This is a genomic window from Bradyrhizobium sp. USDA 10063 (assembly GCF_054063735.1).
Genome location: NZ_JBSSGP010000002.1, coordinates 673,261 through 700,082 on the forward strand (window position 1 = coordinate 673,261; position 26,822 = coordinate 700,082).

General features: G+C 61.6%; 29 protein-coding genes. 11 read left to right on the forward strand and 18 right to left on the reverse strand.

Annotation, left to right across the window (positions count from 1 at the left end):
* The first annotated feature begins 685 nt into the window (after nucleotides 1–685).
* The 6 genes from ACVJGD_RS05025 (at nucleotide 686) to ACVJGD_RS05050 (ending at nucleotide 6,041) form a co-directional block, all read left to right on the forward strand.
* Nucleotides 686–1,105 carry a hypothetical protein gene (locus ACVJGD_RS05025; protein WP_456633318.1) on the forward strand — a complete coding sequence of 140 codons (420 nt, stop codon included), beginning with the start codon at nucleotides 686–688 and terminating at the stop codon, nucleotides 1,103–1,105.
* 11 nt (nucleotides 1,106–1,116) lie between these two features.
* Nucleotides 1,117–1,371, forward strand: a complete 255-nt coding sequence (locus tag ACVJGD_RS05030) for a hypothetical protein (RefSeq protein ID WP_456633319.1) — start codon at nucleotides 1,117–1,119, stop codon at nucleotides 1,369–1,371.
* A gap of 53 nt (nucleotides 1,372–1,424) precedes the next feature.
* Nucleotides 1,425–1,790 carry a hypothetical protein gene (locus ACVJGD_RS05035; RefSeq protein WP_456633320.1) on the forward strand — a complete coding sequence of 122 codons (366 nt, stop codon included), beginning with the start codon at nucleotides 1,425–1,427 and terminating at the stop codon, nucleotides 1,788–1,790.
* A gap of 85 nt (nucleotides 1,791–1,875) precedes the next feature.
* On the forward strand, nucleotides 1,876–2,973 hold the full coding sequence (locus ACVJGD_RS05040) for a hypothetical protein (protein WP_456633321.1): 1,098 nt from the start codon (nucleotides 1,876–1,878) through the stop codon (nucleotides 2,971–2,973).
* Between the two features lie 658 nt (nucleotides 2,974–3,631).
* Nucleotides 3,632–4,870, forward strand: a complete 1,239-nt coding sequence (locus ACVJGD_RS05045; protein WP_456633322.1) for a hypothetical protein — start codon at nucleotides 3,632–3,634, stop codon at nucleotides 4,868–4,870.
* 217 nt (nucleotides 4,871–5,087) lie between these two features.
* A complete protein-coding gene (locus ACVJGD_RS05050) occupies nucleotides 5,088–6,041 on the forward strand; it encodes a hypothetical protein (protein ID WP_456633323.1) in 954 nt (317 codons plus the stop codon).
* Between the two features lie 22 nt (nucleotides 6,042–6,063).
* On the opposite strand, the gene ACVJGD_RS05055 is transcribed toward ACVJGD_RS05050, so the two are convergent.
* From ACVJGD_RS05055 to ACVJGD_RS05090, 8 genes are all read right to left on the reverse strand, one after another.
* Nucleotides 6,064–6,918, reverse strand: a complete 855-nt coding sequence (locus ACVJGD_RS05055; protein WP_456633324.1) for an HAD family hydrolase — start codon at nucleotides 6,916–6,918, stop codon at nucleotides 6,064–6,066.
* The gene (locus tag ACVJGD_RS05060) at nucleotides 6,918–7,592 is read right to left on the reverse strand and encodes a hypothetical protein (protein WP_456633325.1); all 675 of its coding nucleotides are present in this window, start codon (nucleotides 7,590–7,592) and stop codon (nucleotides 6,918–6,920) included. Before ACVJGD_RS05060 ends, ACVJGD_RS05055 begins: the two co-directional genes overlap by 1 nt.
* 73 nt (nucleotides 7,593–7,665) lie before the next feature.
* The gene (locus ACVJGD_RS05065; protein WP_456640175.1) at nucleotides 7,666–8,328 is read right to left on the reverse strand and encodes an SOS response-associated peptidase; all 663 of its coding nucleotides are present in this window, start codon (nucleotides 8,326–8,328) and stop codon (nucleotides 7,666–7,668) included.
* A 14-nt stretch (nucleotides 8,329–8,342) separates the two neighbouring features.
* Nucleotides 8,343–8,675, reverse strand: coding sequence for a hypothetical protein (locus ACVJGD_RS05070; RefSeq protein ID WP_456633326.1), 333 nt, complete (start codon nucleotides 8,673–8,675; stop codon nucleotides 8,343–8,345).
* Between the two features lie 20 nt (nucleotides 8,676–8,695).
* Nucleotides 8,696–9,109 carry a hypothetical protein gene (locus ACVJGD_RS05075; RefSeq protein WP_456640176.1) on the reverse strand — a complete coding sequence of 138 codons (414 nt, stop codon included), beginning with the start codon at nucleotides 9,107–9,109 and terminating at the stop codon, nucleotides 8,696–8,698.
* A 107-nt stretch (nucleotides 9,110–9,216) separates the two neighbouring features.
* Nucleotides 9,217–9,954 carry a hypothetical protein gene (locus ACVJGD_RS05080; RefSeq protein WP_456633327.1) on the reverse strand — a complete coding sequence of 246 codons (738 nt, stop codon included), beginning with the start codon at nucleotides 9,952–9,954 and terminating at the stop codon, nucleotides 9,217–9,219.
* A gap of 154 nt (nucleotides 9,955–10,108) precedes the next feature.
* Nucleotides 10,109–10,726: an HNH endonuclease gene (locus ACVJGD_RS05085; RefSeq protein ID WP_456633328.1), complete on the reverse strand. Its 618-nt coding sequence runs from the start codon at nucleotides 10,724–10,726 to the stop codon at nucleotides 10,109–10,111.
* Nucleotides 10,654–11,031 carry an NUDIX hydrolase gene (locus tag ACVJGD_RS05090; protein ID WP_456640177.1) on the reverse strand — a complete coding sequence of 126 codons (378 nt, stop codon included), beginning with the start codon at nucleotides 11,029–11,031 and terminating at the stop codon, nucleotides 10,654–10,656. Before ACVJGD_RS05090 ends, ACVJGD_RS05085 begins: the two co-directional genes overlap by 73 nt.
* A 708-nt stretch (nucleotides 11,032–11,739) precedes the next feature.
* Between ACVJGD_RS05090 and ndk the strand changes: the two genes are divergently transcribed.
* Both ndk and ACVJGD_RS05100 read left to right on the forward strand, forming a co-directional pair.
* Entirely contained in the window at nucleotides 11,740–12,162 is a 423-nt protein-coding gene (ndk, locus tag ACVJGD_RS05095) for a nucleoside-diphosphate kinase (RefSeq protein WP_456633329.1), read from the forward strand.
* A gap of 116 nt (nucleotides 12,163–12,278) precedes the next feature.
* Entirely contained in the window at nucleotides 12,279–13,118 is an 840-nt protein-coding gene (locus ACVJGD_RS05100; protein WP_456633330.1) for a TerC family protein, read from the forward strand.
* On the opposite strand, the gene ACVJGD_RS05105 is transcribed toward ACVJGD_RS05100, so the two are convergent.
* The 7 genes from ACVJGD_RS05105 to ACVJGD_RS05135 form a co-directional block, all read right to left on the reverse strand.
* Nucleotides 13,115–13,750: a VOC family protein gene (locus ACVJGD_RS05105; RefSeq protein WP_456633331.1), complete on the reverse strand. Its 636-nt coding sequence runs from the start codon at nucleotides 13,748–13,750 to the stop codon at nucleotides 13,115–13,117. The two genes, ACVJGD_RS05100 and ACVJGD_RS05105, sit on opposite strands and share 4 nt — an antisense overlap.
* A 58-nt stretch (nucleotides 13,751–13,808) precedes the next feature.
* Nucleotides 13,809–14,123, reverse strand: coding sequence for an antibiotic biosynthesis monooxygenase family protein (locus ACVJGD_RS05110; protein WP_456633332.1), 315 nt, complete (start codon nucleotides 14,121–14,123; stop codon nucleotides 13,809–13,811).
* A 130-nt stretch (nucleotides 14,124–14,253) separates the two neighbouring features.
* Nucleotides 14,254–15,168: a LysR family transcriptional regulator gene (locus ACVJGD_RS05115; RefSeq protein WP_456633333.1), complete on the reverse strand. Its 915-nt coding sequence runs from the start codon at nucleotides 15,166–15,168 to the stop codon at nucleotides 14,254–14,256.
* A gap of 55 nt (nucleotides 15,169–15,223) precedes the next feature.
* Nucleotides 15,224–16,726 carry an exopolyphosphatase gene (gene ppx / locus ACVJGD_RS05120; RefSeq protein ID WP_456633334.1) on the reverse strand — a complete coding sequence of 501 codons (1,503 nt, stop codon included), beginning with the start codon at nucleotides 16,724–16,726 and terminating at the stop codon, nucleotides 15,224–15,226.
* A 21-nt stretch (nucleotides 16,727–16,747) separates the two neighbouring features.
* A complete protein-coding gene (locus tag ACVJGD_RS05125; protein WP_456633335.1) occupies nucleotides 16,748–18,928 on the reverse strand; it encodes an RNA degradosome polyphosphate kinase in 2,181 nt (726 codons plus the stop codon).
* A gap of 128 nt (nucleotides 18,929–19,056) precedes the next feature.
* The gene (locus ACVJGD_RS05130; protein WP_456633336.1) at nucleotides 19,057–19,734 is read right to left on the reverse strand and encodes a chromosomal replication initiator DnaA; all 678 of its coding nucleotides are present in this window, start codon (nucleotides 19,732–19,734) and stop codon (nucleotides 19,057–19,059) included.
* An 80-nt stretch (nucleotides 19,735–19,814) separates the two neighbouring features.
* Complete coding sequence (locus tag ACVJGD_RS05135) at nucleotides 19,815–20,357, reverse strand: CDP-alcohol phosphatidyltransferase family protein (protein ID WP_225703874.1); 543 nt, start codon at nucleotides 20,355–20,357, stop codon at nucleotides 19,815–19,817.
* A 159-nt stretch (nucleotides 20,358–20,516) separates the two neighbouring features.
* Between ACVJGD_RS05135 and purM the strand changes: the two genes are divergently transcribed.
* A complete protein-coding gene (purM, locus tag ACVJGD_RS05140) occupies nucleotides 20,517–21,590 on the forward strand; it encodes a phosphoribosylformylglycinamidine cyclo-ligase (protein WP_456633337.1) in 1,074 nt (357 codons plus the stop codon).
* The gene (gene purN, locus ACVJGD_RS05145) at nucleotides 21,587–22,240 is read left to right on the forward strand and encodes a phosphoribosylglycinamide formyltransferase (RefSeq protein ID WP_456633338.1); all 654 of its coding nucleotides are present in this window, start codon (nucleotides 21,587–21,589) and stop codon (nucleotides 22,238–22,240) included. Before purM ends, purN begins: the two co-directional genes overlap by 4 nt.
* 87 nt (nucleotides 22,241–22,327) lie before the next feature.
* Here purN and ACVJGD_RS05150 read toward each other — a convergent pair whose 3' ends face one another.
* Entirely contained in the window at nucleotides 22,328–22,531 is a 204-nt protein-coding gene (locus tag ACVJGD_RS05150) for a cold-shock protein (protein ID WP_225116250.1), read from the reverse strand.
* Nucleotides 22,532–22,904: 373 nt separating this feature from the next.
* Between ACVJGD_RS05150 and ACVJGD_RS05155 the strand changes: the two genes are divergently transcribed.
* Nucleotides 22,905–24,062 (forward strand): autotransporter outer membrane beta-barrel domain-containing protein, encoded by a 1,158-nt coding sequence (locus tag ACVJGD_RS05155; protein WP_456633339.1) that lies wholly within the window; start codon nucleotides 22,905–22,907, stop codon nucleotides 24,060–24,062.
* Here ACVJGD_RS05155 and ACVJGD_RS05160 read toward each other — a convergent pair.
* Together ACVJGD_RS05160 and rnd are read right to left on the reverse strand one after the other, a co-directional pair.
* Nucleotides 24,052–25,116, reverse strand: coding sequence for a LysR family transcriptional regulator (locus ACVJGD_RS05160; RefSeq protein WP_456633340.1), 1,065 nt, complete (start codon nucleotides 25,114–25,116; stop codon nucleotides 24,052–24,054). The genes ACVJGD_RS05155 and ACVJGD_RS05160 overlap by 11 nt on opposite strands.
* A 127-nt stretch (nucleotides 25,117–25,243) precedes the next feature.
* Complete coding sequence (gene rnd, locus ACVJGD_RS05165) at nucleotides 25,244–26,398, reverse strand: ribonuclease D (protein ID WP_456633341.1); 1,155 nt, start codon at nucleotides 26,396–26,398, stop codon at nucleotides 25,244–25,246.
* Between the last annotated feature and the right edge of the window lie 424 nt (nucleotides 26,399–26,822).

A 26,822-nucleotide genomic window follows, 5' to 3' on the forward strand; every position in this document is an offset into this window, starting at 1 on the left:
CCTGGCCAGTCCGCTGCGCCAAGTGCGGCCACACCGGCACGATCAGCGCGGCGACGATCGATCTTGCGGCGAAGCCGCTGCGCTGCGGATCATGCGGCCATCGGCAAGCGTTCGCGCCAGAGACAATTGTCCGCGCGCCGCGCCGACCGAACGGGCGCAGGGCGAGAGCCGAGCGGCGGGCGGCCTATCCGGGGAATTCCCCAGTTGCGACCGATCCGCTGCTGAACGATCGGCTGGACGATCTGGCGTGGGCGGGGTGACTTCGGGGGCATACCCATCGTTCCGGCGCATCCATGGTTCAGGCGATAGCAATGACACGAGAGCAACGGGTTCGGGCATACGCAAATCACCTTGGCCTCATGGTGCGAGGGAACAACGGCGCGTTCAGATTGGTCGAGCGCTACGGCAAGAAACGGATCATCGGAACGTATCGTTCAACCGACACGCTTGAGCGTGGCATTTATCGGTACGGCGAGCGAGTGCTGGCCGCAGCGGATCGCCAAGGTTAGGACCCGCCCGATCGATCAAGGTTCTGATCGGCGGCTGCCCGGCGCGGGAACGCGCCACCCGGCATATCGGTCTTTGAAGAATTTTTCGGACAAAGCAGGCGGCACATAAATTCGCCGCCGTCCCGCTCTAAGTGTTTTGTTTGCGAACACGGCGCTTCAAAAGAAACACTTACGTAATGAGCCGGGGGAACGGACGTATACAGCGCGACCTCGTCGCAGCGCTGGAAAGTCGGGACAAGCTGGTCGATACGTTCCAGCTTACGGCGGAAGTCTATCGGCTCGAACCAAACGACGAAGGCGTGATCATGTTGAACGACGCCATGCTGGTCAGCGTCCGGCGGGCGCTCGTCAAGCTTGCTGCCGAACGCAAAATCTTCAAGGTCATGCGCGGCCACAATAAGCGGGCGTATTGGGCGAACGAACGGCTTGGTCTCTGGTACACGGTGCGAGAGATGCGACGCCAAACCATGGCCCTGTCGCAGACGGGAGACATTGAAGCCGCCCGCACCCATGCTGATCGGTTGCTGCCGCTGATCAACCGCGCGCATGAACTTGGCATTGACATCAACCAATCATCGTTTTCGCGCCGGGCTTAGAGATCTTCGCCATGATCAAGGCATCCGGCCGTACCGCGCCGCCGAAAGGGCCCACGATCGAGCGCGGCGGGCTCGCCGCCGCGCAAGCTGTTCTGACGACGATCAAGGCGCAAAACCCGCGCGGCGAATTGGTCGAGGCTGCCGCCGTTGAAGCGGAATGGTCGGACGTGCTGCGGACGTCGCGCCGCATGCTCTCCGTGCCGTCGCGCGTCGCCGTGAGGTTGCCGCATCTGAGCGAACACGACGTTGCCGAGATCGATGCTTGAGATCAGGCAGGCATTGGGCGAGAACGGCTGACCGCGATCACGTGTGACCAACAATGACTGTGCCTATCTGGCTTGATCTCGCCTCGCTCTCGCTGGATGAACTGGCGGCCTTGCGGGACGCGCTGCGCACGAAACCGGGCCAGCGGTCACCGGAAACGCGAGCGGCGATTGAGCGCAGCGATAATCTCATTTGCGAGTACGCGCGCCGGTTCTATCCCGGCTTGACCCGAAACCAGCAGGCTGAACATACGGCGCGCGATTTGGCTCGCTATGAGACAACGAGTTGGCAGCATGCTCGCGCCGACGTCGAATGTCCTCACAACGACGCTCGTCGCCAATTGCTGTGGCGAATTCTCAAAGAGCGCGGCCGAGCACTGCGAGTAAGGGCAATCACCGAAATCCTGTCCCGACGTCCGTGAGCACGGCTGTTTGCAGTGAGCTACCCGGATTTCACTGCAAAGACGATGTGCTTCGATGCGCCAGCGTTCATCAACGAGGCACATCATGACGCGCAACCCATTCCGAAACGAAACTGGCTTTCCCACTGCACCCCCGGGTTCTGTTTATGCGAGCGTGGTCGAGGGACCGCTCCAAACGATGATGACGATGCGGACTGGCGACCCGATGGAGGTGTTGCCGGCCGAGGCGCGCGAGAAGTACCGGGAGTTTGAGCAGAAGCGTTCCGAAGCCAGCATCCTCATTCGCGCGGTCGTGGAGGACGAGCAGCAACTGCGGATTGATATTCAGCGACATAGGAACCGGCTCAAGGAATTGCAGGCGCCACGCGGCGCAGGCGGCTTCGGGCTGAGCGACGACGCGCCACAAGTGGCAGCAGAACGTAGCGTGCTTGAGGAAAAGCTTGCGGAACAGCACCGCCTCGCTGCGCTGAACAACGCGCGGTCGGCGGTCTACCAACGGGCCGGCGAGCTAGTCCGCAACATCGAGCAAGCCGTAGCGGCACGCCCGGCCGGACGCATGGGGCAGATGGTCAAGTTTGATCTTCCGGCCTTCAAAGGGAATATCCCCGACGCGATCGAGGATCGCCGCCGCCGTGGCCGCGAGCTAATGGCCGATCTCAACCGCGTTCGCTCGGCACCGTGGCCGTCGTCTCTGGCGAAAAAGAAAATGCGCGAACAGATCGCGCGGTTGGCCGAGAGCGGCGCGCCGCGCGCGGATGACGCGATCGAGCATGATGAACCGATCGGGTTTCCGACCAAGTCCCATCGGGTCAGGATTTTCAACGCCGACCCGAGCGCGATCGGATTTGTCGAGTTGCCCGATACACTCGGCTTATTCGCGTGGCTCCATCGCGATGCGCTGATTGCGGCGCTCGACCGCGAGATCGACTTGGCGGCCGACGATGACAGCGCGTTGACGGCCGAGCAACGGCGCGAGGCGGAGGTCGAAATTCAGCGCGATCTACTTGCCGTCGAGCGTGAAGAATGTCGGCTGGTCGAGGTAGCGCGGTCACAGGGATTGCCGGCCGAGTACCGGATCGATTGCGACCCGCGCGCAATCCTCGGCTTTGAATGGGTCAGCGCGCCGCCGCTCGCCCGGCAAGAGGTGGGTCAGACAGGTGTGGTTCGCCAGGTGGGCCCGTGAACGTTCAGGGATGCGCCGCTGTCTTGCGAGCATTGGACATGGCGGCGCGGCACCGGCGGGTGGGCAATTCCGATAGGGCTCACCCGCCGGGAGCCGGTCTGGCGCTGCCAGCCGTTTACCCGGGCCGGTAAACGGGCTTTCCTGCGTTTACGCAACCCGCCCGGCCCGGAGAGCCGGCGGCCGAAAGACTCACCAGCGGCGCTCTAAACCCAACTCGGTGGCAGTCACCGTCAAGTCCGTCAGACTTTCGACCCTCGCGCCATGGACGGCATGCCCATTCTTCCGCCGCACCGCCGCGCGGTCGCGTGCATACGCCTCGCGGAATAGCGTGAGAAACTGCGCCTTCTCGGTCCTCGAAAGCGCCCGCCACGCCCACCATGCTCGGTCCAGATTGGTCATCGCCTGCTACCTCGCGGATTTGGCAATACTAGCCGGCCGAACAAATCCGGAAACCCCAAACCGCAGATATGCTGAAACGGGGCGGTCCCGCGTACCCGCGCGGCGTCTCGCTATCGGTAGGACCCGCAAAACGCATGGTGGGGGAAAACTGCCACCGCGCTCTGTCGCCTCCTTTTCGGGCTGATAGGATGTGCGGCAGATGCGACCTTTGATCGAACTCGGGGCCTTTCGCAGCCTCGATTGAGCGACCTTATAGTACATGTCGAAACATTTTAGTTGGAAGGCTGGCTGCAACCGCAACCTATTGCTGAGTAAAATAGCGAGTGCGCGGAATATCCAGAACGGCCAGTGTTCATTTAATGCCGGGGACTATGAATTTTGGTTACCGGTACTTAGTTCGGCGATCCAGGCCGCCGCTGCTGCCGAGCCGCTAAAAGACCGATGCATCACGCAATCGCTGTCGGACGCTTCCGTCACATTGAACAATCCCGACGCATTCCTGCTTCGTTGCGATGACGCATATGCCAGTCTATCCAAACGACCCAAATCGACCTTCGTTCTTTACACCACGATCACCTATTCCGGTCCCAAATTGATCGAGTCGATCGTTGAGGGGCCTCACAGGATTTCGTGGCCGAGTAAGACAGCGAAATTGGTCCGCAAAGCCACCGAGGCGCGCAAGAGCCTCGAGTTTTATCGAACCGCTCGTAAGATAGCCAGCGAAGGAGAGGAATTGACCCCTCTCCTAGCATACGTTTCCGGATACGATGCATCCGACGCGTTTGAGACGGCCAACGACTGCATTGATCGCTTTCGAGGAATGGTCAACCTGTTGGTCAATTCGACGAATGCGATACATCCGCTCGGTGGACTTGCGCCGCCGCATGCGATCAATCGAGTTCGGCGAGGTCCAATGCACACGCTTCACCGTCCTGATGGCTCGCTCGCGACCGAGACGTTTTGGTACGAGCCGAGATGGGACCACAATCAGCCAACGGTGAAGTTTGCGAGTGACGTTGGCCGAAAGTTACGAGGATGGTGGAACAAGCTCCAGGATAATCCCATGAAGGATTTCGTGGGCAACGCTTTGCTGCGCTATTGTCGTGCTCTGGACCTGCACGAGGCGGACGCCGCGTTGCTGGGGTTGTGGCAAGTGCTTGAGAAGATGACTGGCACCGATAGGTACGATCAGCTTATTAGCCGCATCTCCCGATTGTTTCGAGACCATGAGGAGGCGCGCGAGATTGCAAATCACCTTAGAATTCGGAGAAATCAAACGGTCCATTCTGCTCACAACATTAGCCGTGAGGCACACGTCATCCTGCATCAGGCGGAGGTATTGGCCGGTCAAATCCTTTTCTTTTGTATCAAGAACGGTGCAAAATTCAGCAGCCAAGCTGAGTTGGTCGAATTCTTGGACCTGCCGCTAGACTTAACGAAACTGACTCGTCACCAGCAGTTAGTGGACTACTTCATGAGGTACCAAAACCGGCCATAAGAGTGCAGTGCTGGTCGGGGCACCACCAGTCGAACTCGTTCGGGCCGCCTCCAACTTTTCAATATGGCCTCAAGCTCCTTTGACCATGCGGCTGGTAGTCCGCCTCAAGCATTCGCGGAACCGTCACGACATAGCTGCCGGCCCATATTCGCGATCGTTGTGCCGCGCGCCCCGACTCGTGGTAAAGCAAGGGCCGATCATCCCGGATTGGTCCACCATGTTGCAGTCTACGCCCGACGAGAGACAGGCCATCATTGACTATATGACCTGGCAGGCGCCTGATCTAGCTGTCGAGTTTTTGCAGAAAGTCTACGCCGAGAACGTTCTGAGCCATCAGCATGTCGTTTGGGATGTTCACACCAACGTCGATCGCTGGTGGGTGATCACCAATCCGACCAACCTGTACTCGCAAGAACAGTTTCCGAATATGGACTTGGCCGTTACGTTTCATGTTGGTCTCTGCTTGCGTATCCCCCGGGGCCAAAAGATCAAGTTATCAGAACTTCCTGTCGAGCCACTTGCGGCATGTTTCCGTCACCTGACCGAAGCGTCTGATGCTCTAGCCTGCGCACAAGAGGTCAGCGACTTTCAAACCATAGGCGTTCGTTGTCGTGAGGCATTGCTTGCGTTCACGAGCGCTGCGCAAGTGATCGTGCCTTGGGAGGGCGATGAAGGCACCAAACCTAAGCAGGGCGACTTCAAAGCTTGGGCGGACTACATCTGTTCGACTTGCCTCGGTGGGCAGACCCACGAGCACCGCCGCCATTTATTCAAGATGTTGCTGGATGAGTCGTGGCGCTTCTCCAACTGGCTCACCCACGCCAAGGCTTCAACGTGGCATGACGCCGAGGCGGCGACGACCACAGTTGAACATGCGCTCGGCTTGGCGGGGTCCCTCGCTATCCGGCATCTCCGTGGCGTGCCCGACGCATGTCCCGCCTGCGGCTCGAACCGGCTATCTCCGCAGCGCGGATTTCATTCAAGCGTCCCCGACGTCGAATGGGAGCGGCCGACATGCGACAAGTGCGGGTGGAGCGGTGAGCCGGTGCCGATCCTAGGCGATCCGGAAGCCTACGCTGCGCAGGAGGAAGATCGTCCGCCGCCCGAAGGCGAGTGCGCTATACCAAGCATCCCGTTGCGGGAACTTCGCAAGCCAACGCGGAGGGGATAACTAGCAACCATGAAGTCCGCCTCTACACAATTGGGCCCCATAAGAAAGGAAGAATTTCTGAGATCGATTTTTCGCATGTCAAATCGGGGATAATCGCCGCCGCTTCGTTGGCGAAGTCCTTTTCGCGTCTGATGTCCTCGTCGGTCCAATGAGATATGCGCACCAGTTGTTCATACATCTCCCGATCACGCCGGACGCCATACTTGGCCCATATCGCCACACAACCGGCCTTCTTCGCCATCAAAATATCTCGTGAAATGCTGTCTCCGATGTAGGCAATCGACGAGATTGCGATGCGTTCGGTCCTTGCTATGTCGAGGAGCACGCGCGGATCAGGCTTTGCTTCGTCTGCCGGAAGCTCGATCGTTATTGCGTGCAAACTATCCTCGGGGTCCGCAACAAACTGCCGATCAGCAAGGCTGCTCTTGCTTCTTGCACGGCAGAATATGTGCCTGAACGAATTCGCGAGTTCCAGTTGACGGATGCGGCGCAAGGCGGCGAAGTAGCTGCTATCTGTAAATGCCACTAGCTTGATATTTCGGCGTTCTAGTTCTTTGAGCGTCTCCCGCACTTCCGGGAATAGTTTCAGATTGTCTTTTCTGGACTTGTTGAAAGCATAGAATGCGGGATCAAGGGCCTCTCGCGCATTCTTGCCGAGAAGTTGCTGAACAATTGGCGTCTCGAGCAAGCTATATGGGTGCTCGACATCGTGGTGCCTGACATGGATGGACCGGAGTTGATCCAATAGCAGTTCGCGATCACAGCATAGGATCGAGGTCGCCGCGTCGACCATTGAATAGAAGGCAGGCAGAAAAGACGCATACCAATCATATAAGGTGTTATCGAGGTCAAATACGGCGAGATCGACGTTCTTCATCAGACGGCTTTCAGAAAATTGCTCGCCACGAAGATAGCTGCACCGAAAACTGCCAAGAAGCCTAGAATGATGTTGTAGAAGCCCGCCAACTTGTCACCTGCATTCTTTCTGTCGTCGCCCAAGTAAACATAGCTACCGTCATCACCTGTTGACGTCCGAGCGTCGCTGTTGCGGCTAAAATGGGAAATGGACTGAGTCATGCCCTTTTGTAGTCCCACGAGCGGTCGGATGTGCTTCTCCTCTAGGTCCTCGCCGAACGTAACGGCGCCGCGAAGCATCTGGTGGTAAACGCCCAAATCAAGCTTTTTAACCGCGATAACCGCCGCTATGGCGGCTAAAATGATTGCGAGTGAAACGTGCAGAACGATCGAGTGGCCGCCGACATCGAAGGCATATGCATAGACCGGGACAACGGAACTACCTGCGCCGCCTTCGCTCGTACCACCGGGCGTTCGGATGAAAAGATACAGGGCGGCGCCCAAACTCGCTGCCACGAACGTTAGCCCAAGCTGGCGCGACTTACCGCACATATCATTGAAATGTTTTTGGGTATCAACAGCCTGCTTCCAGATCTCGACAAGAAGCTTTTGACGAGTATCTGCGCCCTCGTCATCTGATTGTGCCGAGTGGCGAGATGACTGTTCCTCAGTTTCGTCAGCAGAGATTTCGGACATGCACCCTCCTGTATTCTTCCGGCCCATCGACCATCAATGATGCCGTTGCGCTCATGGCTCGGCGATTATTCGTTCACGCAGCCGCACGATCTTCCTTTTCGTCGCCGCGCATCACGATCTTGAGCAAGTTATCGGGCAATGGACGCTGCAACTCCTTCGCTTCGCCCCACGGCGCGCGCATCCAGACGTCGCGCTCTTCATCCGTCGTCAGGATCACCGGCATCGCCTTCGGATGGATTGGCTTGACGACGGCGTTCGGTGCCGTAGTCAAGAAGCCATAGACGAGATGCGGCCCGGGGATCGGCTTGGACTTGGTGCCTCGGTTGCCCTTGAACTCGGTCCATATGCCGGCAAAGGCAAACAGGGGGCGGTCCTCGTTGAGCGCGAACCAGACAACGTCCTTTTTCTTGGTCTCGGGGTTTGGCTCGGGCGCGTACTCGGCAAAGCTGTTCGCCGGGACCAAGGAGCGGTTCTCCGGCTTGAGCCATCCGCGCCAGTGCGGCGACGACGTGTTGCGGATGTTCGTCACGGGCGGTCCCGGCGTCCGCGGCGCTGACGGCATTCCCCACCGCATCAGCACCATCTCGCGGCCGACGTCGGTGTTGCGGACGACCGGCGCTGGGTAGTCGGGGAACACACCCGGCATCGGCGGAAGATTGCCTACGTACTGGTTGACCACGCGGAAAAGCGCGCGGATGGCCTCTTGGTTTGTGGTGATCGAATAAAGATTGCACACGGCCGAGCCGAAAATCAGATTGATGGGTTCCAAGCTAACGTAACAGTTTCAACTACGCCGCTCGACGAATTTTCGAGCTTCTCAATGAACCCTGCATGCTCAGCGATCTTTATGCAGCCGTAGTCCATGCGCTTTGGGGTTCCGTCATGCGTCAAAAATTCAATAGGAAGTGTCCTCGACCCTGTTTGTTCAGCGAGGCGAACCAGATTTCTATAGAACGCCGACTGACGAGCCGTCTGCTTGGCCGGAGCATCGGCAAATCGATCTGCAGACCGCGCGTTGCCGGGATTGCTCAGGGTCCTTGCTCCCGGCGCTTCTTCCCATTCGAAATTCAAAGTGAGAGGCATGGTTTCAACTGTCCTCTAAGTCACCGCTCGCCGGGCCACCAATGTGACGCCGGATCGTCGGCGGATATTTTTGTCGGCCGCAACGCAACGAGATGGCTGCGCTTGTATGGGTAGCCGCGTTCTTCCGAGCATAGTTTGCAGCGCATGTAGCGCTCAAGCTCGTGGACCGGCGTCGCCTTCGGCCGGCGGATGATGTCGAGTGCGACCGTCTGGTGCGTCTCGCAGCCGAGGCACTTCACTTCGAGATAGATGTAACCGGCGTTGAGCGCGTCGCCGAGCGCTGGCGAAGGCTGTGCCGGGCCCTGAAACGCCAGCATGCGCTTGTTCCAGGCCTCACAGGCGAGCCGGTCGGCTTCCTTGCGCGCCTGGGCCGCTTGCTCGGCAGATGCGCGCACGGTCGCGCCGAAAAGTCTCTCGCGTGATTTCGACCCCATAGCCGGAATGATGCGTTGGGCAGTCATTCGCGGCAAGCCGCTAGGGATTGCGGTGGATAAATTCGAGACACCTAGCTGTCTGTCGAGCCACGGGACGTTCGCGATGATCAGGCGCCGGCCGGTCCCTGCGAGACGTCGATCACGTGGCGCTCGGTGCCGATAGTGATGATGATGGTGTAGCTCTTTGCCGCGCCGCCCTGATCGGTCGGCGGGGCCAGATGCAGTTGGCCGCCGTACCATTCGCCCGGCATCAGCGTGTTGTCCTTGATGACCGACTGCTCAAGGGCGGCCATGTTGCGTTGCCCGGTTTCAATCGTCGCGGCGACCATGGCCTCGTTCTGAGCGGAGGCGTTACCTTGGGCGATCGCAGCGGCGGTCGGGCTGTAGAACGTTCCGGTGTGGCCCCTCGGAGTCGTATAGCTACCGTACCCGGCCTGTGATGCGCTGTAGGCGTTGCCGGCCGCCGCGAGGCCGGTGAAGATGGCAGCCGCAACCTGCCGGTTCTTCTCCTCCTGGACCAGCATCTCGTAGGTGACGACTTGCATCGGATAGTCGGAGCCGGCGACGTGCTGCATCGCCTCAACTTGAGAGACCCGGAAATCTACGGGGGTCTTGCCGAGATTGTTGATACCGACGACAAACACCGGACGGCCGTTAGTCTGCAATTGCCGCGAAGCCGGGCCGACCAGAACGACCGAATTCTTCTGGCGGGAAACCAAGGCCGGCCGCCCATCCCTTACGAGCGCCTGCTGCTGCGGATTGGATGCTCGAAACTGGACTGTCTCGCCGCTTGTTACGCAACCGCCTAGCGTGGCGCACAGCGCCACGATGCCCCACCTATGCATCGATACACCCCTCAGACCCGGACGGCATAGAAGCTCAACCGGCCGGCGAGTCAATAGGGACAGGTGCGAAGCGGCAGCAACACGACTAGATGTTAGTTGGTGTAAACACCCGCCTGCTCGACGAGCGGGTGCCTCGCGGAGTCAGGGAGCGGGCCTACGCTCTCCCCATGATGAGCTTCTCGCGAGCAATCTGTTGCTCCGTCAGTCGCTTCCGCTCCGCAATATACCATTTTGCGGCTTTGATCAGGCAGGCGCGCGTAGCGCTCGGCCCGACGCGCTTTCGCGGGTCCCAGTGGCCTTTGAAAGAGAAGTTGCAGGTTCGGCAGGTGGCGGCGAGGTTGTCAAAGTCTTCCGAACCTCCACGCCTTCTCGGGACGATATGATCGCACTGCCATTGCTTGTAGTTTTCCGGCGACGCTAGAAAATCCAGACCGCAATATTCGCATTTGAAGTCGGCCCGAAGGCTCAACCTAACAAATCTATCTGACCACTTTCCGGTCGCCACCATCTGCTGGATAACTTGCTCGGTGTCCCGCCCCATGATCTTCTTTCTCCGTTGGTCCTCATCTACAATTAATGCGATCACTGAACTGATAGTCACAAGATGTTGCGACAGTTGCACGCGCGGCGACCGGATCAGCGAGCGCAGCGCGGAGGTCGTCGATCCCGTCCAGCGTGCCCCGGTATCAACCTTGCGATTTACTTCGGGAATAGCTTGTCGCGGATGTAGCGCGAGGTCGGCGTCAGCCGCACGCCGCGCGGTTTGCGCCATATCGCGCGGTCGATCTCTTGTTTGTCGCCAATCTTGAGCGCGCCGGAAGCCTTATTCGCGATGAAGATCGCGTCGCTCATCTTGCGACCGGAGCGGCGGTTCTTGGCCCTTACCTCTTTCCAAAGCTTTAGCTGTCCAACCTTTAGCTTTGGCAATTCTTCCTTGATTTCGCGTCGCAAGCACTGTTTCTCGGTCTCGCTTCCGCGCTTGCGTCCGCCGGGAAACATCCACAGCCTGTCACGCCGTCGTCTGACGAGAAGTACGCGACCGCGCTTCGAGGCCACCAGCTTTGAGGACTTCGCCATTTCCTGTTGGACCGCTCTGGTCGAAAAATTCATCGAGAACTCACTCGATACTAACGGGAGCAAACGATCGCAGAAGCTGCTGATCGATCTCCACCGGATTTGTCCGGACATGGAACCAGTACGGCGGCCCGGCGGCTGCCGATTTCGTCGTGCGCGGCAGCCCCGGGGAGGCTAGGCGGCGAGCCACAATCCGGCTTCCGCTTGTCTGGCGGGCTGGCCGATGTAGACCTTGCCGGTGACGGTCTGCATCATCTGCCGTTTGCTCCTTGGGCGGGCACATGTCCCATATCGGGCACATGGGCGGTCCCACTCAAAGCCCGTAGGACGGCCGCCGGCTGGTCGGCCGGACGCCGCCTATCGACCGGGCGATCCGTCAAAACGCATGCGCGCGTCTAGTTTCCCCGCTCCCGGTCAGGGGCGGCCCGAATAGGTGAGGGATGGGCGAAGGCGGAACAAGGCGGCCAGGCTCCAAATGCCCAGCGGCACGATGGCCGCCTCGCTATTACAATCCCGCGCATTTCGCTTTCGTGAAATTGTCGTAATCCGGGCCGGTTAACGCCCCGGCAGCCGGGGCCCGAGGCTGATCCTGGTCGCCAAATCGCGCTGAAAACTAAAGGCGTGAGGGCGACACCGGGTCGCTTGCCGTCCCGAGATCGCGCCGATATAAGCCCCCGCAACTCGTTAACCAGCGTTTGCAAGGACGAAATCATGGCGACTGAACGCACTTTCTCGATCATCAAGCCCGACGCGACGGAGCGTAACCTGACCGGCGCGGTCAACGCGCTGATCGAGAAGGCCGGGCTGCGGATCGTGGCCCAGAAGCGGATTCGCATGACCCGCGAGCAGGCCGAGACTTTCTATGCGGTCCACAAGGCGCGCCCGTTCTTCGGCGAACTGGTCGAGTTCATGACCTCCGGTCCCGTCGTGGTCCAGGTGCTGGAAGGCGAGGGGGCGATCGCCAAATATCGCGACGTGATGGGCGCCACCGACCCGTCCAAGGCGGCCGAAGGCACGATCCGCAAGCTCCATGCGAAATCGATCGGCGAGAATTCCGTGCACGGATCCGACGCCCCGGAGACGGCCGTGATCGAGATCGCGCAGTTCTTCTCGGGTAACGAGATCGTCGGCTAGAGCGTTTTCTTCACGCGAACGGATATCCACTCCGCTCGAAAACGCTCTAGTGCAACAAGGTTGCGGCGGCCTGACCGCCGCGTGAGGGGCGGCCGCAAAGGCCGAAAGGAACCGCTGTGGACTGGCTGTCGCAGATCGTTGATCCCGCGAATCTCGCGGCTTTCTTCACGCAGTTCAAGAGCGAGATGGCGACCACCACGTTCTGGGTCGCCGTCGGCAAGATCATCTGGATCAACGTGCTCTTGTCGGGCGACAACGCATTGGTGATCGCGCTGGCCTGCCGCGGGCTCGCGCCGCGGCAGCGGCTGTGGGGGATGATCTTCGGCGCGGCGGCCGCGGTGCTGCTGCGCATCATCTTCACCGGCATCGTCGCGACCTTGATGGAATTCCCTTACCTCAAGCTGATCGGCGGGCTGGCGTTGCTCGTGATTGCGGCAAAGCTGCTCGTTCCCGAACACGATGACGAGGACAGCGTGGATGCGGCCGCGCATCTGTGGGCGGCAGTGCAGATCGTCGTCGTCGCCGACATCGTCATGAGCCTCGACAACGTGATCGCGGTTGCCGCCGCGGCCAATGGCAGCGTGCCGCTTCTGGTCTTGGGCCTTGCGATCAGCGTGCCCCTGATCGTCGCGGGCGCGGCGCTGATCATGGCGCTGCTCAACAAGCTGCCGGTCCTGGTCTGGGCCGGCGCAGCGCTGCTCGGCTGGATCGCCGGCGACGTGATCGCGACCGACCCGGCAGTGGATCCGAAGCTCGATGCGCTGTTTGCCGGACCGGTCGGCGACAAGCTCGATTCCTGGCTGGGCGCGCTCGGCATCGGTCCGCATTTTGCCAGTGGCGGCCATGGCGGCGAGATCGCGCTGGCGCTGCTTGGCGTCATCGTGGTGCTGGTGGTCGGATCGATCTGGCGCCGGCGCGCGCTGCATCACGCCGAGCGGGCCGCCAAGGCGGCCTAATACAACTCCCTCAACCCAGCGGAGGTCTTGATAAGGGCCCGGTAACGGTGCTGCTCTCCCTCCTGAACGCGCGGCGGGTCTTGCAGGCCAAGTGTTTCATGAGCGGCTTTGACCGTTGTCGGGTCCGGATGTTCGACCGAGAATTCGACAAGTGACAGGTCGAGATTCGTCATCGTCTTCGCAGGATGTCCGCGCTCTCCCCAGTCGATGACTGACGGCGCAATGCCGCTCATGGGCAATGATCCGTCGTAAGGCACCGAGAAAGACCAGGAGCGATCCCCGCGCGACACACGCGTCTTCTGCCCGAGGATAGCCCCGTGAGCAGAAAGGACTGCGTCGATATTGCTCGTCCGGACGACCCATCCGCGAAGACGACGCCCGGCATCCCAAGCACGTTTGACATTGGCCGGATCGCTCAAGCCAAACCAGCGAATGCGTCCCGGATCTCCTGCGTCCGGATCAACGGCTATGACCTCGAGGAACACATCGTCGCCCAAGCGCAAGAGCAGATTATGGGTCCCCATCTCTGGATGGCGGCCTCCGAACTGCATTTCGACACCAAGCAGATTGCGGACATGCTCGGCGCCCGCCTCAAGATTGGGGGCAATGATCGTCAGGTGGTCGAGTTGCAAGGGAGGCTCCCTTTCGTCCGGCTTGCGAGCTTATGCGGCGAGTGGTGAAGCGAAGGCGTCATTTCTCGCCGCCCTTACGCTCCCATGTGCGGACGCGGACGACGCTGCATATTTGGTATTTGAAGGCGCTGAAGAACTTTGTGAAGCCAAGCTTTTTGGCCTCGATGTGGTCTGGATGTCCTTTCCATTGGCGAAGCGCTTCCTCGGATTCGAACTCCACGATGGTCACCCTTTCACCGTCCTCTGCAACAAACCCTTTGTGGGACACGTAGCCGGGCACGGTACGCGCCAACTCGCCCATGCGCTTTGCCATAGCGCCGTATTCTTCTTGCGCCTGCATGTTGAGACGGGACCGAAAGACTGTGACGATCATGAAACGTGGACCCCTGCAATCGAAGTGAAAGCGCAGGCTCGCGTCGCCTCGATCTAGACCGATCCCTTGCGCAGTGAGGGGACTATGGAGGCCACGAGAATATCGATCAAATGCATATTTCAGATAATGATTATGCGTTGTCATTATCATCAAGCTTGGCCTTCAGCTCTTGTGCCAGCAACTCGATTGCGGGATCGAAACGGCTGGGCACCACGTTGCGGATCAGTGTCACCGTTGCGGATATCTGGAAGTCAGCCACGTCGAGGGCCTGGAGGCGGGCGCGATGAGGGCTCCGCTCAAATTGCCGATAAGGCACAAGCCCCAGTCCGCCACTGTGGGCAAGGAGCGACAGCTGAAGGTCTTCGCCAAAGACTTCAGCCGCTATGTGGACGGGAGTGTTGTGCCGGTCAAACGCGCGCTCGAGGGCGGCGCGGCAGCCGCAGCCTCGCGGATTAAGGAGCCAGCCCTCTTGCGCCAAATCACGTAGCCGCCACGGACCGCCATCTCGCTTGGTCGACGCTCGCGAAGAAGACACGACAATGACCCGCTCGCTCCCTAGCGAAACGCGCAACAGGCTAGTTGGCACGGCATGCGCGTCCGTCAGCAATCCAATGGCGCAATCGATGGCGCCGCCACGGACTTCCTCAATCAAACCGGTGCTCCAGTTTGAGCTGACTTGCATCCGGATGCGTGGATATGATCGTCGCAGCGCATCGAGTGGAGAGGTCAGGACCATTTCGCCCAGCCCGTGAGCTACGCCGACCCTCAGTTCGCCCGTAGGATTGGCTGCGCTTGTTGCGCACGCCTCCAACTCGGCAACCGCGACGAGAACGCGCCGACAATGTTCGAGCACATGGTTCCCGTGTGCAGTCAGGATCGCCGGCTTCACCGATCGGTCGAACAGAGGATCTCCGCGGAGGGCGGCCTCAAAATTCTGAATTCGTCGCGTGGTGGCAGGCTGGGTCAGGTTGAGCCGAACCGCGGCACGATTGACCGAACCCGTTTCTGCCACCGCAATGAACGCCTGAATGTCCTGGATGTTCATAAACAGAAAGCATAAACCATGGATGTTTATGCGAGAAGCACATTAGAAGCGTCTCTCAGCGCCGCACGATCGAACCGGTGCGTCCGACCAGGCGCGCCAATTGCTTGAAGCGGCTGCCGACGCGATCGGCGACGAGATCGACCATCTGGTGCTCGAACACCAGCATGAGTTTACGTCCGTCGGTGCGGAAATGCGTCGCCGGCAGCACACCGGGTCGTGCCGCCGAGATCAGGTGGGCGACCCGAAACGCGGCGCCGAGCAGGCGGGCGCGTTCGAGCATCGTGTGCGGCACCATCTCCTGCACGATTTCCGGCGGTTCGTTCTCCAGGCTCAAGCCGGCATAGCGATAGAACACCGAGAGCGCGACGAAGGTGCGGCCCTGATGGGTGATGGAGCCGAAATTGCCGTTGGTGATGAGGCTGAGCGTCTCCTCGCCGCGGTGATCGGGATGCACCCGCCACCCGATGTCCGACAGCAGGCAGGCGGCATGACGCAGCCTGCGGTCCTCGTCGGTTTCGCGCAGCCTCACGACGCGCACCAGCCGATCGGTCCAGGCGATCAGTTCCTCGGCATGGCGCGCCGATCGCGAGAGCAGGCCGTTCATCGTCTGCGCCGCGCAGATCAGGCCATCCTTGGCGCGCTCGGCTGGCGGCAGCATTTCGTAGAGCAGGCCCTCGCGCACGCCGAAGGTGGAGAACACGATCGTCTTCGGCTTTGCCACCCGGATGATGTATTCAAGAACGAGCGCAGCGTAGGTGAGCAGCGGCCGCCGCGCATCGGCCACCGCCTCGATATTGGCGAGCATGTTGGCTGCCGCCAGCCGGCGCAGGCGCTGCGCGAAATCGAGCGCGTCGGCAGCGGGAATCGAATAGCCGTGCATCACCTTGAGCGGATAGCCGCTCTGGATGATGTGGATCCGCGCCAGCGCGCGCCAGGTGCCGCCGACCGCGTAGAAGCTGCGGCCGCGGCCCGCCTTGAGTTGCGGAACGTTGGACAGTTCGTTGCGAACGATGCGCTCGGCGCGCTTCAGCGATTTGTGCGAGAGGTCCTGCAGGGCGAGGCTGCCGAGCGGCAGCGTCACGCCGCTGTGGACGCGATTGCCCTTGACGTCGATCAGTTCGACCGAGCCGCCACCGAGATCGCCGACGATGCCGTCGGGCTTGTGCACGCCGGAGACGACACCCAGCGCGGAGAGCTTGGCTTCCCGTGGGCCCGATAGAATTTCGATCCGCGTTCCGCAGATGCGTTCGGCCTCGGCAATGAAATCGGGACCGTTCTTGGCGTCGCGACAGGCCGCCGTCGCGATCGCATAGACGCGGCCGACCCTCTGGATCCGGCACAGCGCGCGAAACCGCCGCAACGCCGTCAGCGCCTTCGCGACCGCATCCTCCGCGAGAAGCCCGGTGCTCTGCACTTCGCGGCCGAGACCGCACAACGCCTTCTCGTTGAACAACGTGATGAGGCTGCGCGACAGCGACTCGTAGACCACGAGACGCACCGAGTTGGAGCCAATGTCGATGACAGCGACGCTGGTAGCGCGCTTGCGCGGTCGCTTCACCGGAAAGTCCCCTTGTGGCGGCTAGCGCTCGTTGCGGCGAGTAAGTCGGCGCGGCGAAGATTCCTTGAGAGACTTTCCACGGCCGGACAGACTCGGATTCGTCATGAAGTAATTATGAAGGTTGAAAGGCTCTTCGCCTTTCGCGGCCTTCATACGCGTTGACGATCCGTCGGGCAACAATCGCCAGCTCTGCTCGGTATCCTTCAGATTCGCGACCATGATCTGTTCGAGAACCTGCTGATGAACCGTGGGATTTTGCAGCGGACAGAGCACCTCGACGCGACGGTCGAGGTTCCGCGGCATCATGTCGGCGGAGGAGATATACACAGCCGCTTTCGCGCTCGGCAGGCCATATCCCATGCCGAAGCAATAGATTCGCCCGTGTTCCAGGAAGCGGCCGATCACCGATTTGACGCGGATGTTCTCGGAGAGTCCCGGCAGGCCCGGCCTGAGGCAGCAGATGCCGCGGACCACGAGTTCGATCGGCACTCCCGCTTGCGATGCTTCGTAGAGCGCGTCGATGATATCGGGGTCGACGAGCGAGTTCATCTTCATCCAGATCGCGGCGGGCCGGCCATGACGCGCATGACCGATCTCGCCCTGGATATGCTCGATGATGCGCTTGCGCAGCGTCAGCGGCGACACCGCCATCTTTTCGATGTCGCTCGGCTCGGCATAGCCGGTGACGTAGTTGAACACGCGCGCGGCGTCGCGGCCGATGATCGGGTCGGAGGTGAAGTAGGAGAGATCGGTATAGATGCGCGCGGTCACCGGATGGTAGTTGCCGGTACCGGTGTGGACATAGGTGGTGAGATTGCCGCCCTCGCGGCGCACCACCATCGACAATTTGGCGTGGGTCTTGAGCTCGATGAAGCCGTAGACCACCTGCACGCCGGCGCGTTCGAGGTCGCGCGCCCAGCGGATGTTGGCTTCCTCGTCGAAGCGAGCCTTCAGCTCGATCAGCGCCGTGACCGACTTGCCGGCTTCAGCCGCCTCCGCCAGCGCGCGCACGATCGGCGAATTCTGCGAGGTGCGATAGAGCGTCTGCTTGATCGCAACGACGTCGGGATCGCGCGCGGCCTGCTGCAGGAACTGCACCACGACGTCGAAGGATTCGTAGGGGTGGTGGACGATCAGGTCCTTCTGCCGGATCGCGGCAAAGATATCGCCGCCGTGGTCGCGCACCCGTTCCGGATGGCGCGGCACATAGGGGGTGAATTCGAGATCGGGCCGGTCGAGCCGGGTGAGCTGCGACAGCTCGTTCATGGCCAGCACGCCGTCGACCAGGAAAACCTCGTCGTCGGCGGCATTGAGCGCGTGCTGCACGAACAGGCGCAGCTCTTCCGGCATCTTGGCCTCGATCTCCAGCCGGATCACCGATCCGCGCCGGCGCCGCTTCAGCGCGGTCTCGAAGGTGCGGACGAGGTCTTCGGCTTCTTCCTCGATTTCGATTTCGGAGTCGCGGATGACGCGGAAGGCGCCCTGGCCATTGACCGTGTAGCCCGGGAACAGACGGCCGATGAAGAGGCCGGTGGCCTGCTCCAACGTGATCAGGCGCAGCCGGCCTTCACTGGGGATGCGGATGAAGCGGTCGATCTTGCCGGGCATGCGGATCAGCGCGTTCATCGCCTTGCCGTCGGAGATCCGCGACAATTGCAGGGCCACCGTGAAGCCGAGGTTGGGGATGAACGGGAAGGGATGCGCCGGATCGATCGCAAGCGGCGTCAGCAGTGGGAAGATGCTGTGGAGGAAATGGTCCTCGATCCAGGCCCGCTCCATCTTGGTGACCTCTCGCCCGTCGACGAGGTCGATGCCGACTTCCGAGAGCATCGTGCGCAGGTCGCTCCAGATCGCTTGCTGGTCGGAGGCGAGCTTGGAAACGGTCTGGTTGATCAGGACGAGCTGTTCGGATGGCGTCAGCCCGTCGGGGCTGCGCTCCGGGATGCCCTCACGGACCTGCGCCTTGATACCGGCGACGCGGACCATGAAGAACTCGTCGAGGTTATTGGCCGATATCGACAGGAATCTCACCCGCTCGAGCGCGGGATGGCCGGGATTGACAGACTCTTCCAGCACGCGGCGGTTGAAATGCAGCCAGGAAAGTTCGCGGTTGATGAAGCGTTCGGGGCTCGTCGCGATCGCCGGCAGACGCTCAACAACCTGCTCTTTCTCTTGTACTTCAATAGGTTGTGCCGATTCCATGAAGTTCTCGATCCGTTCGAGGGAGGCCAGAGCCAGTTAAACAAATGCAGCGCAAACCATGTGATAAACGGATGACGTTTCGATGACATTGACGTTCCGCCACCTTGCGCCGTCAAGTCGCCGCAGGGTCAGGCGTTGCGCCACAATTCCGCGGCCAGTGCCCGCGTCACCGGACGGCCGAGCCGCAGCGCTTCGGTGTCGAGCAGCTCCACCGCCTGACGCGCGGCGGCGTAGGAGCGCTCGATCCGGCTGGCGAGATAGCTCACCAATGGTTCGTCCACGGCCATCTGGCGATCGGTGCAGTATTTGACGATCAGTCCGCGAAACAGGAGATCGTCGGGCGGCAGCAGCGACACGGTCGGCACCGCACGCAGCCGCGACCGGAGGTCGCGCAATTCGATCTCGAAGGCTGAGGGCGGAATGCGAGCGGTCATCAGCACGAAGGCTTCGTCCTGGCGGGCGAGATTGAGCAGATGAAACATCGCGCGCTCGTCAAAGCCGTGCGGCTTCAGGTCTTCAACCACGAGTGCTCCGGTTGCGAGGTCCGCTGGCACGCTCTCGGCTGACAGCGCGTGCGCCGATGTCGAACGCGCGCCGGCGCGCTCGGCCCAGATCGCGGCCAGGTGGCTTTTCCCTGATCCCTCAGGGCCGACCAGCAGCATGATGCGGTTCGGCCAGTCCGGCCAGCTCTCGATCAAGGCGAGGCCGGCCTCGTTCGCCGTTCCCTCGAGGAAGTCATCGCGGGTCAGGCTCTCCGCATGCGGCAGCGCCAACGCAAGCTGACGAGGGTGAACGCTACCTGCCACGCAAAACTCTCCGGGGCCTTCCGTTCTTGTTTGACGCGTTTTCTTCACGCGAACCGGTGCCCACTTCGCTCGAAAACGCTTTAGCGCGCTTCGATCGTGCTCATGTGCCGCACCCACTCCACGAGATAGAGGGAGACGGAAACCAAAGTAAAGATGGTGACAAATCCCATCAGGATCAGATCATAAGGCCTTGGCTGGAAACCGAAACCGAGCGAGGCCAGCACCAGCGCCGCGAACGCGACCTGAGCCACCGTGTTAAGTTTCGAGACCATCAGCGGTTTTATCTCGACCGGCTTGTCGAACAGCCAGGACACGATCACGGCTGCCACGATCATGATGTCGCGCGACACCACGAGGATGACAAGCCAGCGCGGCACCGCGCCCCAGATCCCGAGCGCCACATAGATCGAGACCAGCAGCGCCTTGTCGGCCAGCGGATCGAGCAGGGCGCCGAGCTCGCTCGTCATGTTGAAGCGCTTGGCGAGGAAACCGTCGACGGCGTCGCTGACGCCGGCGATCACGAAGATCGCAAACGCGATTTCCATCTGGCTGGAGACGATCGCCCAGACGATGACCGGCACCAGAATGATGCGGCCCAGGGTGATGATATTCGGAATGCTCAACTCGGTCGCTTCCCGGCTACCGGCCTGAATTCACGGAAGATTCGGCTCTTTTGGGGGCTGAGCCGGTTGTTATCTACATAGTATACCGCCGGCCGCCTTGCGAGCCATTGCGCAGGCGCGGAATTCCTCGTAACCAGCCCTCTTCAACTGGAATTTTCCATGACCGAGCGCAAGAACGGCCTCACTTACGCGGATTCCGGCGTCGACATCGATGCCGGCAATCGGCTGGTCGACTTGATCAAGCCGATGGTCCGCGCCACCGCGCGCGCCGGCGCTGACGCCGAGATCGGCGGTTTCGGCGGCCTGTTCGACCTGAAAGCGGCCGGCTTCAAGGACCCCGTGCTGGTGGCCGCGACCGACGGCGTCGGCACCAAGGTCAAGATCGCGATCGAGACCGGGCTGCATGACGGGATCGGCATCGACTTGGTGGCGATGTCGGTCAACGACCTTGTCGTACAGGGCGCGGAACCGCTGTTCTTCCTGGACTATTTTGCCTGCGGCAAGCTCGATCCGGAGGCGACGGCCGCGATCGTCGCCGGCGTCGCCGAGGGCTGCCGCGAATCCGGCTGCGCACTGATCGGCGGCGAGACCGCCGAGATGCCGGGGCTCTACAAGGACGGCGATTACGACCTCGCCGGGTTTGCGGTAGGGGCCGCCGAGCGCGGGACGCTGCTGCCGCGACCGGATATCGCCATCGGCGATGCCGTGATCGGGCTTGCCTCCTCCGGCGTTCACTCCAACGGATTTTCGCTGGTGCGCAAGATCGTCGAGCAGTCGCGCGTCAGCTTCGACGCTCCGGCGCCGTTCTCGCCGGTCATGACGCTCGGCGGCGCCTTGCTGACGCCGACGCGGCTTTACGTCAAATCCTGCCTGCGTGCGATCCGCGAGACCGGGGCGGTCAAGGGGCTGGCCCACATCACCGGCGGCGGCTTCACCGACAACATTCCGCGGGTATTGCCGAAGCATCTGGGTGTCGGCATCGATCTCGCCCGGCTGCCGGTGCTGCCGGTGTTCAAATGGCTGGCGGAGGCGGGCGGCATTGCCGAGCTCGAGCTGCTGCGCACGTTCAATTGCGGCATCGGCATGATCGCGATCGTGAAAGCGGATGCGGTCGACCGGGTCACGGAGGTCTTCACCGAAAGCGGCGAGACCGCGACATTGCTTGGCGAAGTGATCCACGCGACGGGCGAGCATCGCGTGGTCTACAACGGCCATCTCGATCTTTCGCAATGAAGCGCCGCGTCGCCATCCTGATTTCCGGGCGCGGATCGAACATGGTCGCGCTGATCGAGGCCGCGAAGGCGGAAGACTTTCCGGCCGAGATCGTCGTGGTGATCTCCAACCGCAGCGACGCCGCGGGCCTCGCGAAAGCCAGTGCGAGCGGTATCCCGACCATCGTCATCGAGAGCAAGCCGTTCGGCAAGGACCGCGCCGGCTTCGAGGCGATGCTGCAGCGCGCGCTCGACGAGAATAACGTGGAGCTGATCTGCCTCGGCGGCTTCATGCGGCTGTTCACTGCGGAATTCGTCCAGCGTTGGTACGGCAAGATGCTCAACATCCATCCGTCGCTATTGCCGTGCTTCCCCGGCCTCGATCCGCATGGCCAGGCGCTCAAGGCAGGCGTGAAGATCTCGGGAGCCACGGTGCATTTCGTGATCCCGGAGACCGATGCCGGGCCGATCGTGGTGCAGGGCGCGGTCGTGGTCGCCGATGACGACACGCCGGAGACGCTGGCGGCCCGCGTCATCCAGATCGAGCATCAAATCTATCCGGAAGCGCTGCGGTTGCTTGCGGCAGGCCGGCTCAGGCTGGAAGGCGATGTCTGCAAGACAGCGGGAAACGCGGCGTCAGGCGGCACGCTGATTTCGCCCGCGGCGAGGTAGTGCAGCGCCCGCGTCCGTCAAAGAAATCCCCCCGGGGTGATGCCGGGGGTCACAATCATGATTGCCTGAGCGGATCGTGACTGAAGTCTAGGAGACCTTGAGGTTTTCCGCGGATGACTTGCCGCGGTTCTCCACCAGGTCGTACTCGATCGTCTGGTTTTCGTTGAGCGTAGAGAGTCCTGCGCGCTCAACCGCCGAGATGTGGACGAAGACGTCCTTGTCGCCGACGGCCGGCTTGATGAACCCATAACCCTTGGTCGGGTTGAACCACTTGACGGTACCCTTCGGCATCGCCTGTCTCCTCGTCTAGACATAAAAAAGACGCGGCCACGCTTCGCGCGTACCACGCCACAAACCGGTTTTCGGCAGTCTGATCAAATTTCGATTCTTAGACTTCAAGGTCACGAAACGCACAGTCGAACGGCCCAATCCGATTGTGCCTGAGATTGCAACACGAAAATTGCAAGTTAGCAAGCCTCTGGTGTGCCAAGGGAAATCGGTGCGCCGCGGCAACTCCCTGTGGCCGATGGACCACAATGCTGTTGCCTCGGCCGCAGTGCGCGAGGCCGCCAATTGACGCTCCCGGCGAAGTAGGGGCAAATCGGCCGATATCGATCGCTGTTTTTGCGCATTTTCAGGCTCGCGTCGTTTGGGAATTACATGCATGCGCTCATGGCGCCCGTCGCGAGCAAGCTCCGTCAGAGGCGGCCGCGGCCCGGCATGGGCATTTGTGGTTGCGCTTGTTCTGGCCATCGGCACGATCTGTTCGGCGCAGGCGCAATCCCCGACGCCGACGCCCACACCAACCCCGACGCCCAGCCCGAGCCCTATTCCTGCGCCCACCCCGTCGCCGACGGCCAGCATGGTTAACGCCGATCTTGCGGCGGGCTCGGCGATGACCAATCTCGGCAGCAATTTCCTGGAGCGGATCGGCAATCAGGCGACCAACGGCTTCAACCGCATGTCGCGGAACAATCCCGGCGGGGGAGGTGCCTCCGAGAGCCTGGAGGCGCCTGGCTTCCGCACCTGGTTCGAGGGCTACGGCATCTCGGCGCGCAACGACGCAGTCGGCGATTTCGTCGGCGACCGTCGCAAGACCTGGGGCGGGGTGGCCGGCATCGGCGCCCGGATCGCGCCTGGCGTCAATCTCGGCTTCTCCATCGACCAGAGCCGCACCGATATCGACGTGCCGCTCGCACTGCAATCGGCGGCCATCGACCTGACCCAGTTCGGCGCCCACGCCACCGTCGACAAGGGGCCGTGGACCTGGGTCATCGCCGTGGTGCACGGATTCGGCAACATCCGCTCCAGCCGCGACACCGGTTTTGGTTTTGCGACAGCGGGTTACAACGCCAAGCTCGATGGCGCGCTGAGCGAGCTCAGCTACTACTGGGACAAGGACCAGAGCCGCATCGTGCCGAAGGCGAGCCTCGAATATGTCCGCGCCAGGACCGGATCATTCCAGGAATTCGGCGGCCTCGATCCCGTCTTCGCCGGCGCCGCCACCGTGGAGCGGATGCGGGTGATGATCGGGGCGGAAGTCGGACACTACTGGATATTCGACCAGAAGGTGTTCGACCTCTCGGCCTATGGCAAGTTCGTCGACAATGTCGCGCAGAACTTTGGCGATATCACCGTGAGTCTCGGCAGCCAGAGCGTCACGCTGCAGGGCATTGCCGAAAGCCGATATGGCGCGGATGCCGGCGCGTCGGCGTCGCTCAGCCTGACCAATACCGCGCGGCTTTACCTCAACTACGACGGCAAGTTCCGCGCCGCGATGCAGTCGCACCAGGGGACCGTCGGCGTCGAGTTCAAGTGGTAGTCGCCTCGATCGGGAACGGCTTGGGCGCCACGTAGTTCTGCAATCCAAAATGCTCGCGCGATCCCACCATCAACGGCGTCAATTCGTCGGGATGGATGAATTCGTCGCGGAAGCAGGCATAGACCTTGGGGTCGAAGATGCTCTTCAGCCATTCGATCATCAGCCTGTGGCGGTCGGATTGGCGGAACTGGCGATGATAGCAGAGCCACAGATCCAGTTGATGGTTGACGCCGAGATCGACCGCGACCAGAGGCGCGCCGAGCGCAATCACCGAACTCGGCAGGAAGCCAATTCCCGCGCCCTGTTCGACCGCGTAGAGCACGGCCACGCTGGAATTGGTGGAGATGCCGACGATGCCCTCCAGCGAGTCCACGCCGAGGATCCGCTTGTAGGTGCCGTCGCCATGCGGCACCCCATCCTGCTTGACGATGCGGTGGTGCTTCAGTTCGTCGAGCGATGCCGGCAGGCCGTAGGCATCGCGATAGGCTTTCGAGGCGAAGGCGTAAATGTGCAACCGGCCGATCTTAGTCGCGATCAGTTCGGGATCGTTCGGCCGCTCGATCTGAAGCGAGATGTCCGCCTCCTGCCGCGGAACTTCCGCGCAGCCGGATACGCAACGCAGCTCGACGATGATATTGCGGTAGGTCCGCTCGAACGTGATCAGCCGCGGCAGCACCCAGAAGTTCCCGGGTCCCTCGGTCACCGCGATCCGCACGGTGCCGCTCACCTCCGCCGGTGCCCGCGCACGCCTGGCGATGTTCAGGCTGAGACGCTCCATCTGCTCGACATCGAACAGCAGCGCCCGGCCTTCGCCGGTCAGCGTCAGTTGCGCCTCGTCGCGCGAAAACAGCTTGCAGCCGAGATCGTCCTCGAGCTTGTCGATCTTGCGCATCATTGCGGTTGCGGGAACGCCGAGGACGTCGGCGGCGCGGCTGAAGCTGCGGTTCCGCGCGCACAGCAGGAACACCCGCAAATCTCCCCACGCAGGGCGAAGCGCGTCTTCAAGTTTCTTGCGCTGCATGGGCGCAGCGCTGCCGGCCAGATCATGCGGCATGCGTTTCTTGTCCCGTGTAAAGGGAAGATGCCGCAACCTATGGGATGAGTGTGCACAAAGTGTTGCTTGCGACCCGGAATTTCAACATAAGTGCGCGGGTCTGCGCAGGGGTCGCATAACTACTCCATTACTCCTTGCTGCGTTCGACCTTCACCACGCGTCCCTTGTCGATCGCAAGCGCCAGCCGGCCGTGCTTGAGCTTGAGCGCCGACTCGCCGAACAATTCGCGCCGCCAGCCGTGCAGGGCGGCGACGTCGGCATGATCGTCGGCGGCGATCTGCTCGAGATCGTCGACGGTCGCGATCACCTTGCTCGCGACCGCATGGCGCTCCGACGTCATCCTGAGCAGCACCTTCAACAGTTCGACGATCGCCGCACCGTTGGCGTTGTTGCGCGGCTTCTCGATCTTCGGCAGTTTCGCGAAGTCGCGGGCGAGCCCGCGCTGCACGGCGGCGATGATGTCGGCGCCCCATTTCGAGCGCTCGAATCCTTTCGGCAGCGAGCGCAGGTTGGCAAGCTTCTCCAGCGACGTCGGCGCATGCGTTGCGATATCGCCGACCGCCTCGTCCTTCAGCACGCGCGAGCGCGGCACGTCGCGGCCTTGCGCCTCCTGTTCGCGCCACGCGGCGACCTCGATCAGCACCGCGAGTTCGCGCGGCTTCCGCACCCTGGTTTTCAACCGCTCCCAGGCGCGCTCCGGATGGAAATCGTAGGTGCGGGGCGAGGTCAATATCTCCATCTCCTCGCTGACCCAGTCGTTGCGGCCGCGCTTCTTCAGGTCGGCATCGAGCGCGGTGAAGACGTCGCGCAAATGCGTGACGTCTGAGACCGCGTATTGGACCTGCTCGGCGCTGAGCGGCCGACGTGACCAGTCCGTGAAGCGGTGGGTCTTGTCCGGCCGGTGGCCGGTGATGCGCTCGACGAGCTGGTCGTAGGCGATGCTGTCGCCATAGCCGAGCACCATGGCCGCAACCTGCGTGTCGAAGATCGGGTGCGGGATGGTGTTGGCACGGTGCCAGACGATCTCGATGTCCTGCCGGGCGGCGTGGAAGACCTTCAGCACCTTCTCATTGGCCATCAATTCGAAGAACGGCTTCAAATCGATGCCGGGGGCGAGCGCGTCGATTACGGCGGCCTCGTCCGGGCTTGCCATTTGCAGCACGCAGAGCAGGGGATAGTAGGTCGTCTCCCGCAGGAACTCAGTATCGACGGTGATGACGGGGTGAGCGGCCAAGCGGTCGCAGGCCGCCTGCAGTTCCCAGGTGGTGGTAATCAGATCCATGAACAGTCCATGACGCTTCCGACACGCGTTCTGCCGAAAGCGCAGGTATGTCAAGGGTCTTGGCTGCAATTCTGGCCTTGCATAGGCTCAGGCCAGGTCATCCGGAACAGGTTGCGAACGCGCCCGATGGGCGGCGCGGGGCACGAAACGGTGGTCGAACCGCCGCCTTACTCGTGCCGCGGGTGCTTGGACGGCCGCCGGGCCGCGGGCATCGCGAGCACGATCAGGCAGAGCGCCACCATTGCCATTCCTATGAACTCGAGAGCAAAGGCGTCCATTGGCAATCTCCCTAACAAAGTCGTTAGACTTGTCGGGATCAGATTGACGGTCTGTTAAGGGATTTGGTTACCGGCCGCCGCCCGCCGCGATGGTGGACGAAGGGTTAATGGCGGATCTGCGTGACGGTCGCCGCTGGCCTGCGCCG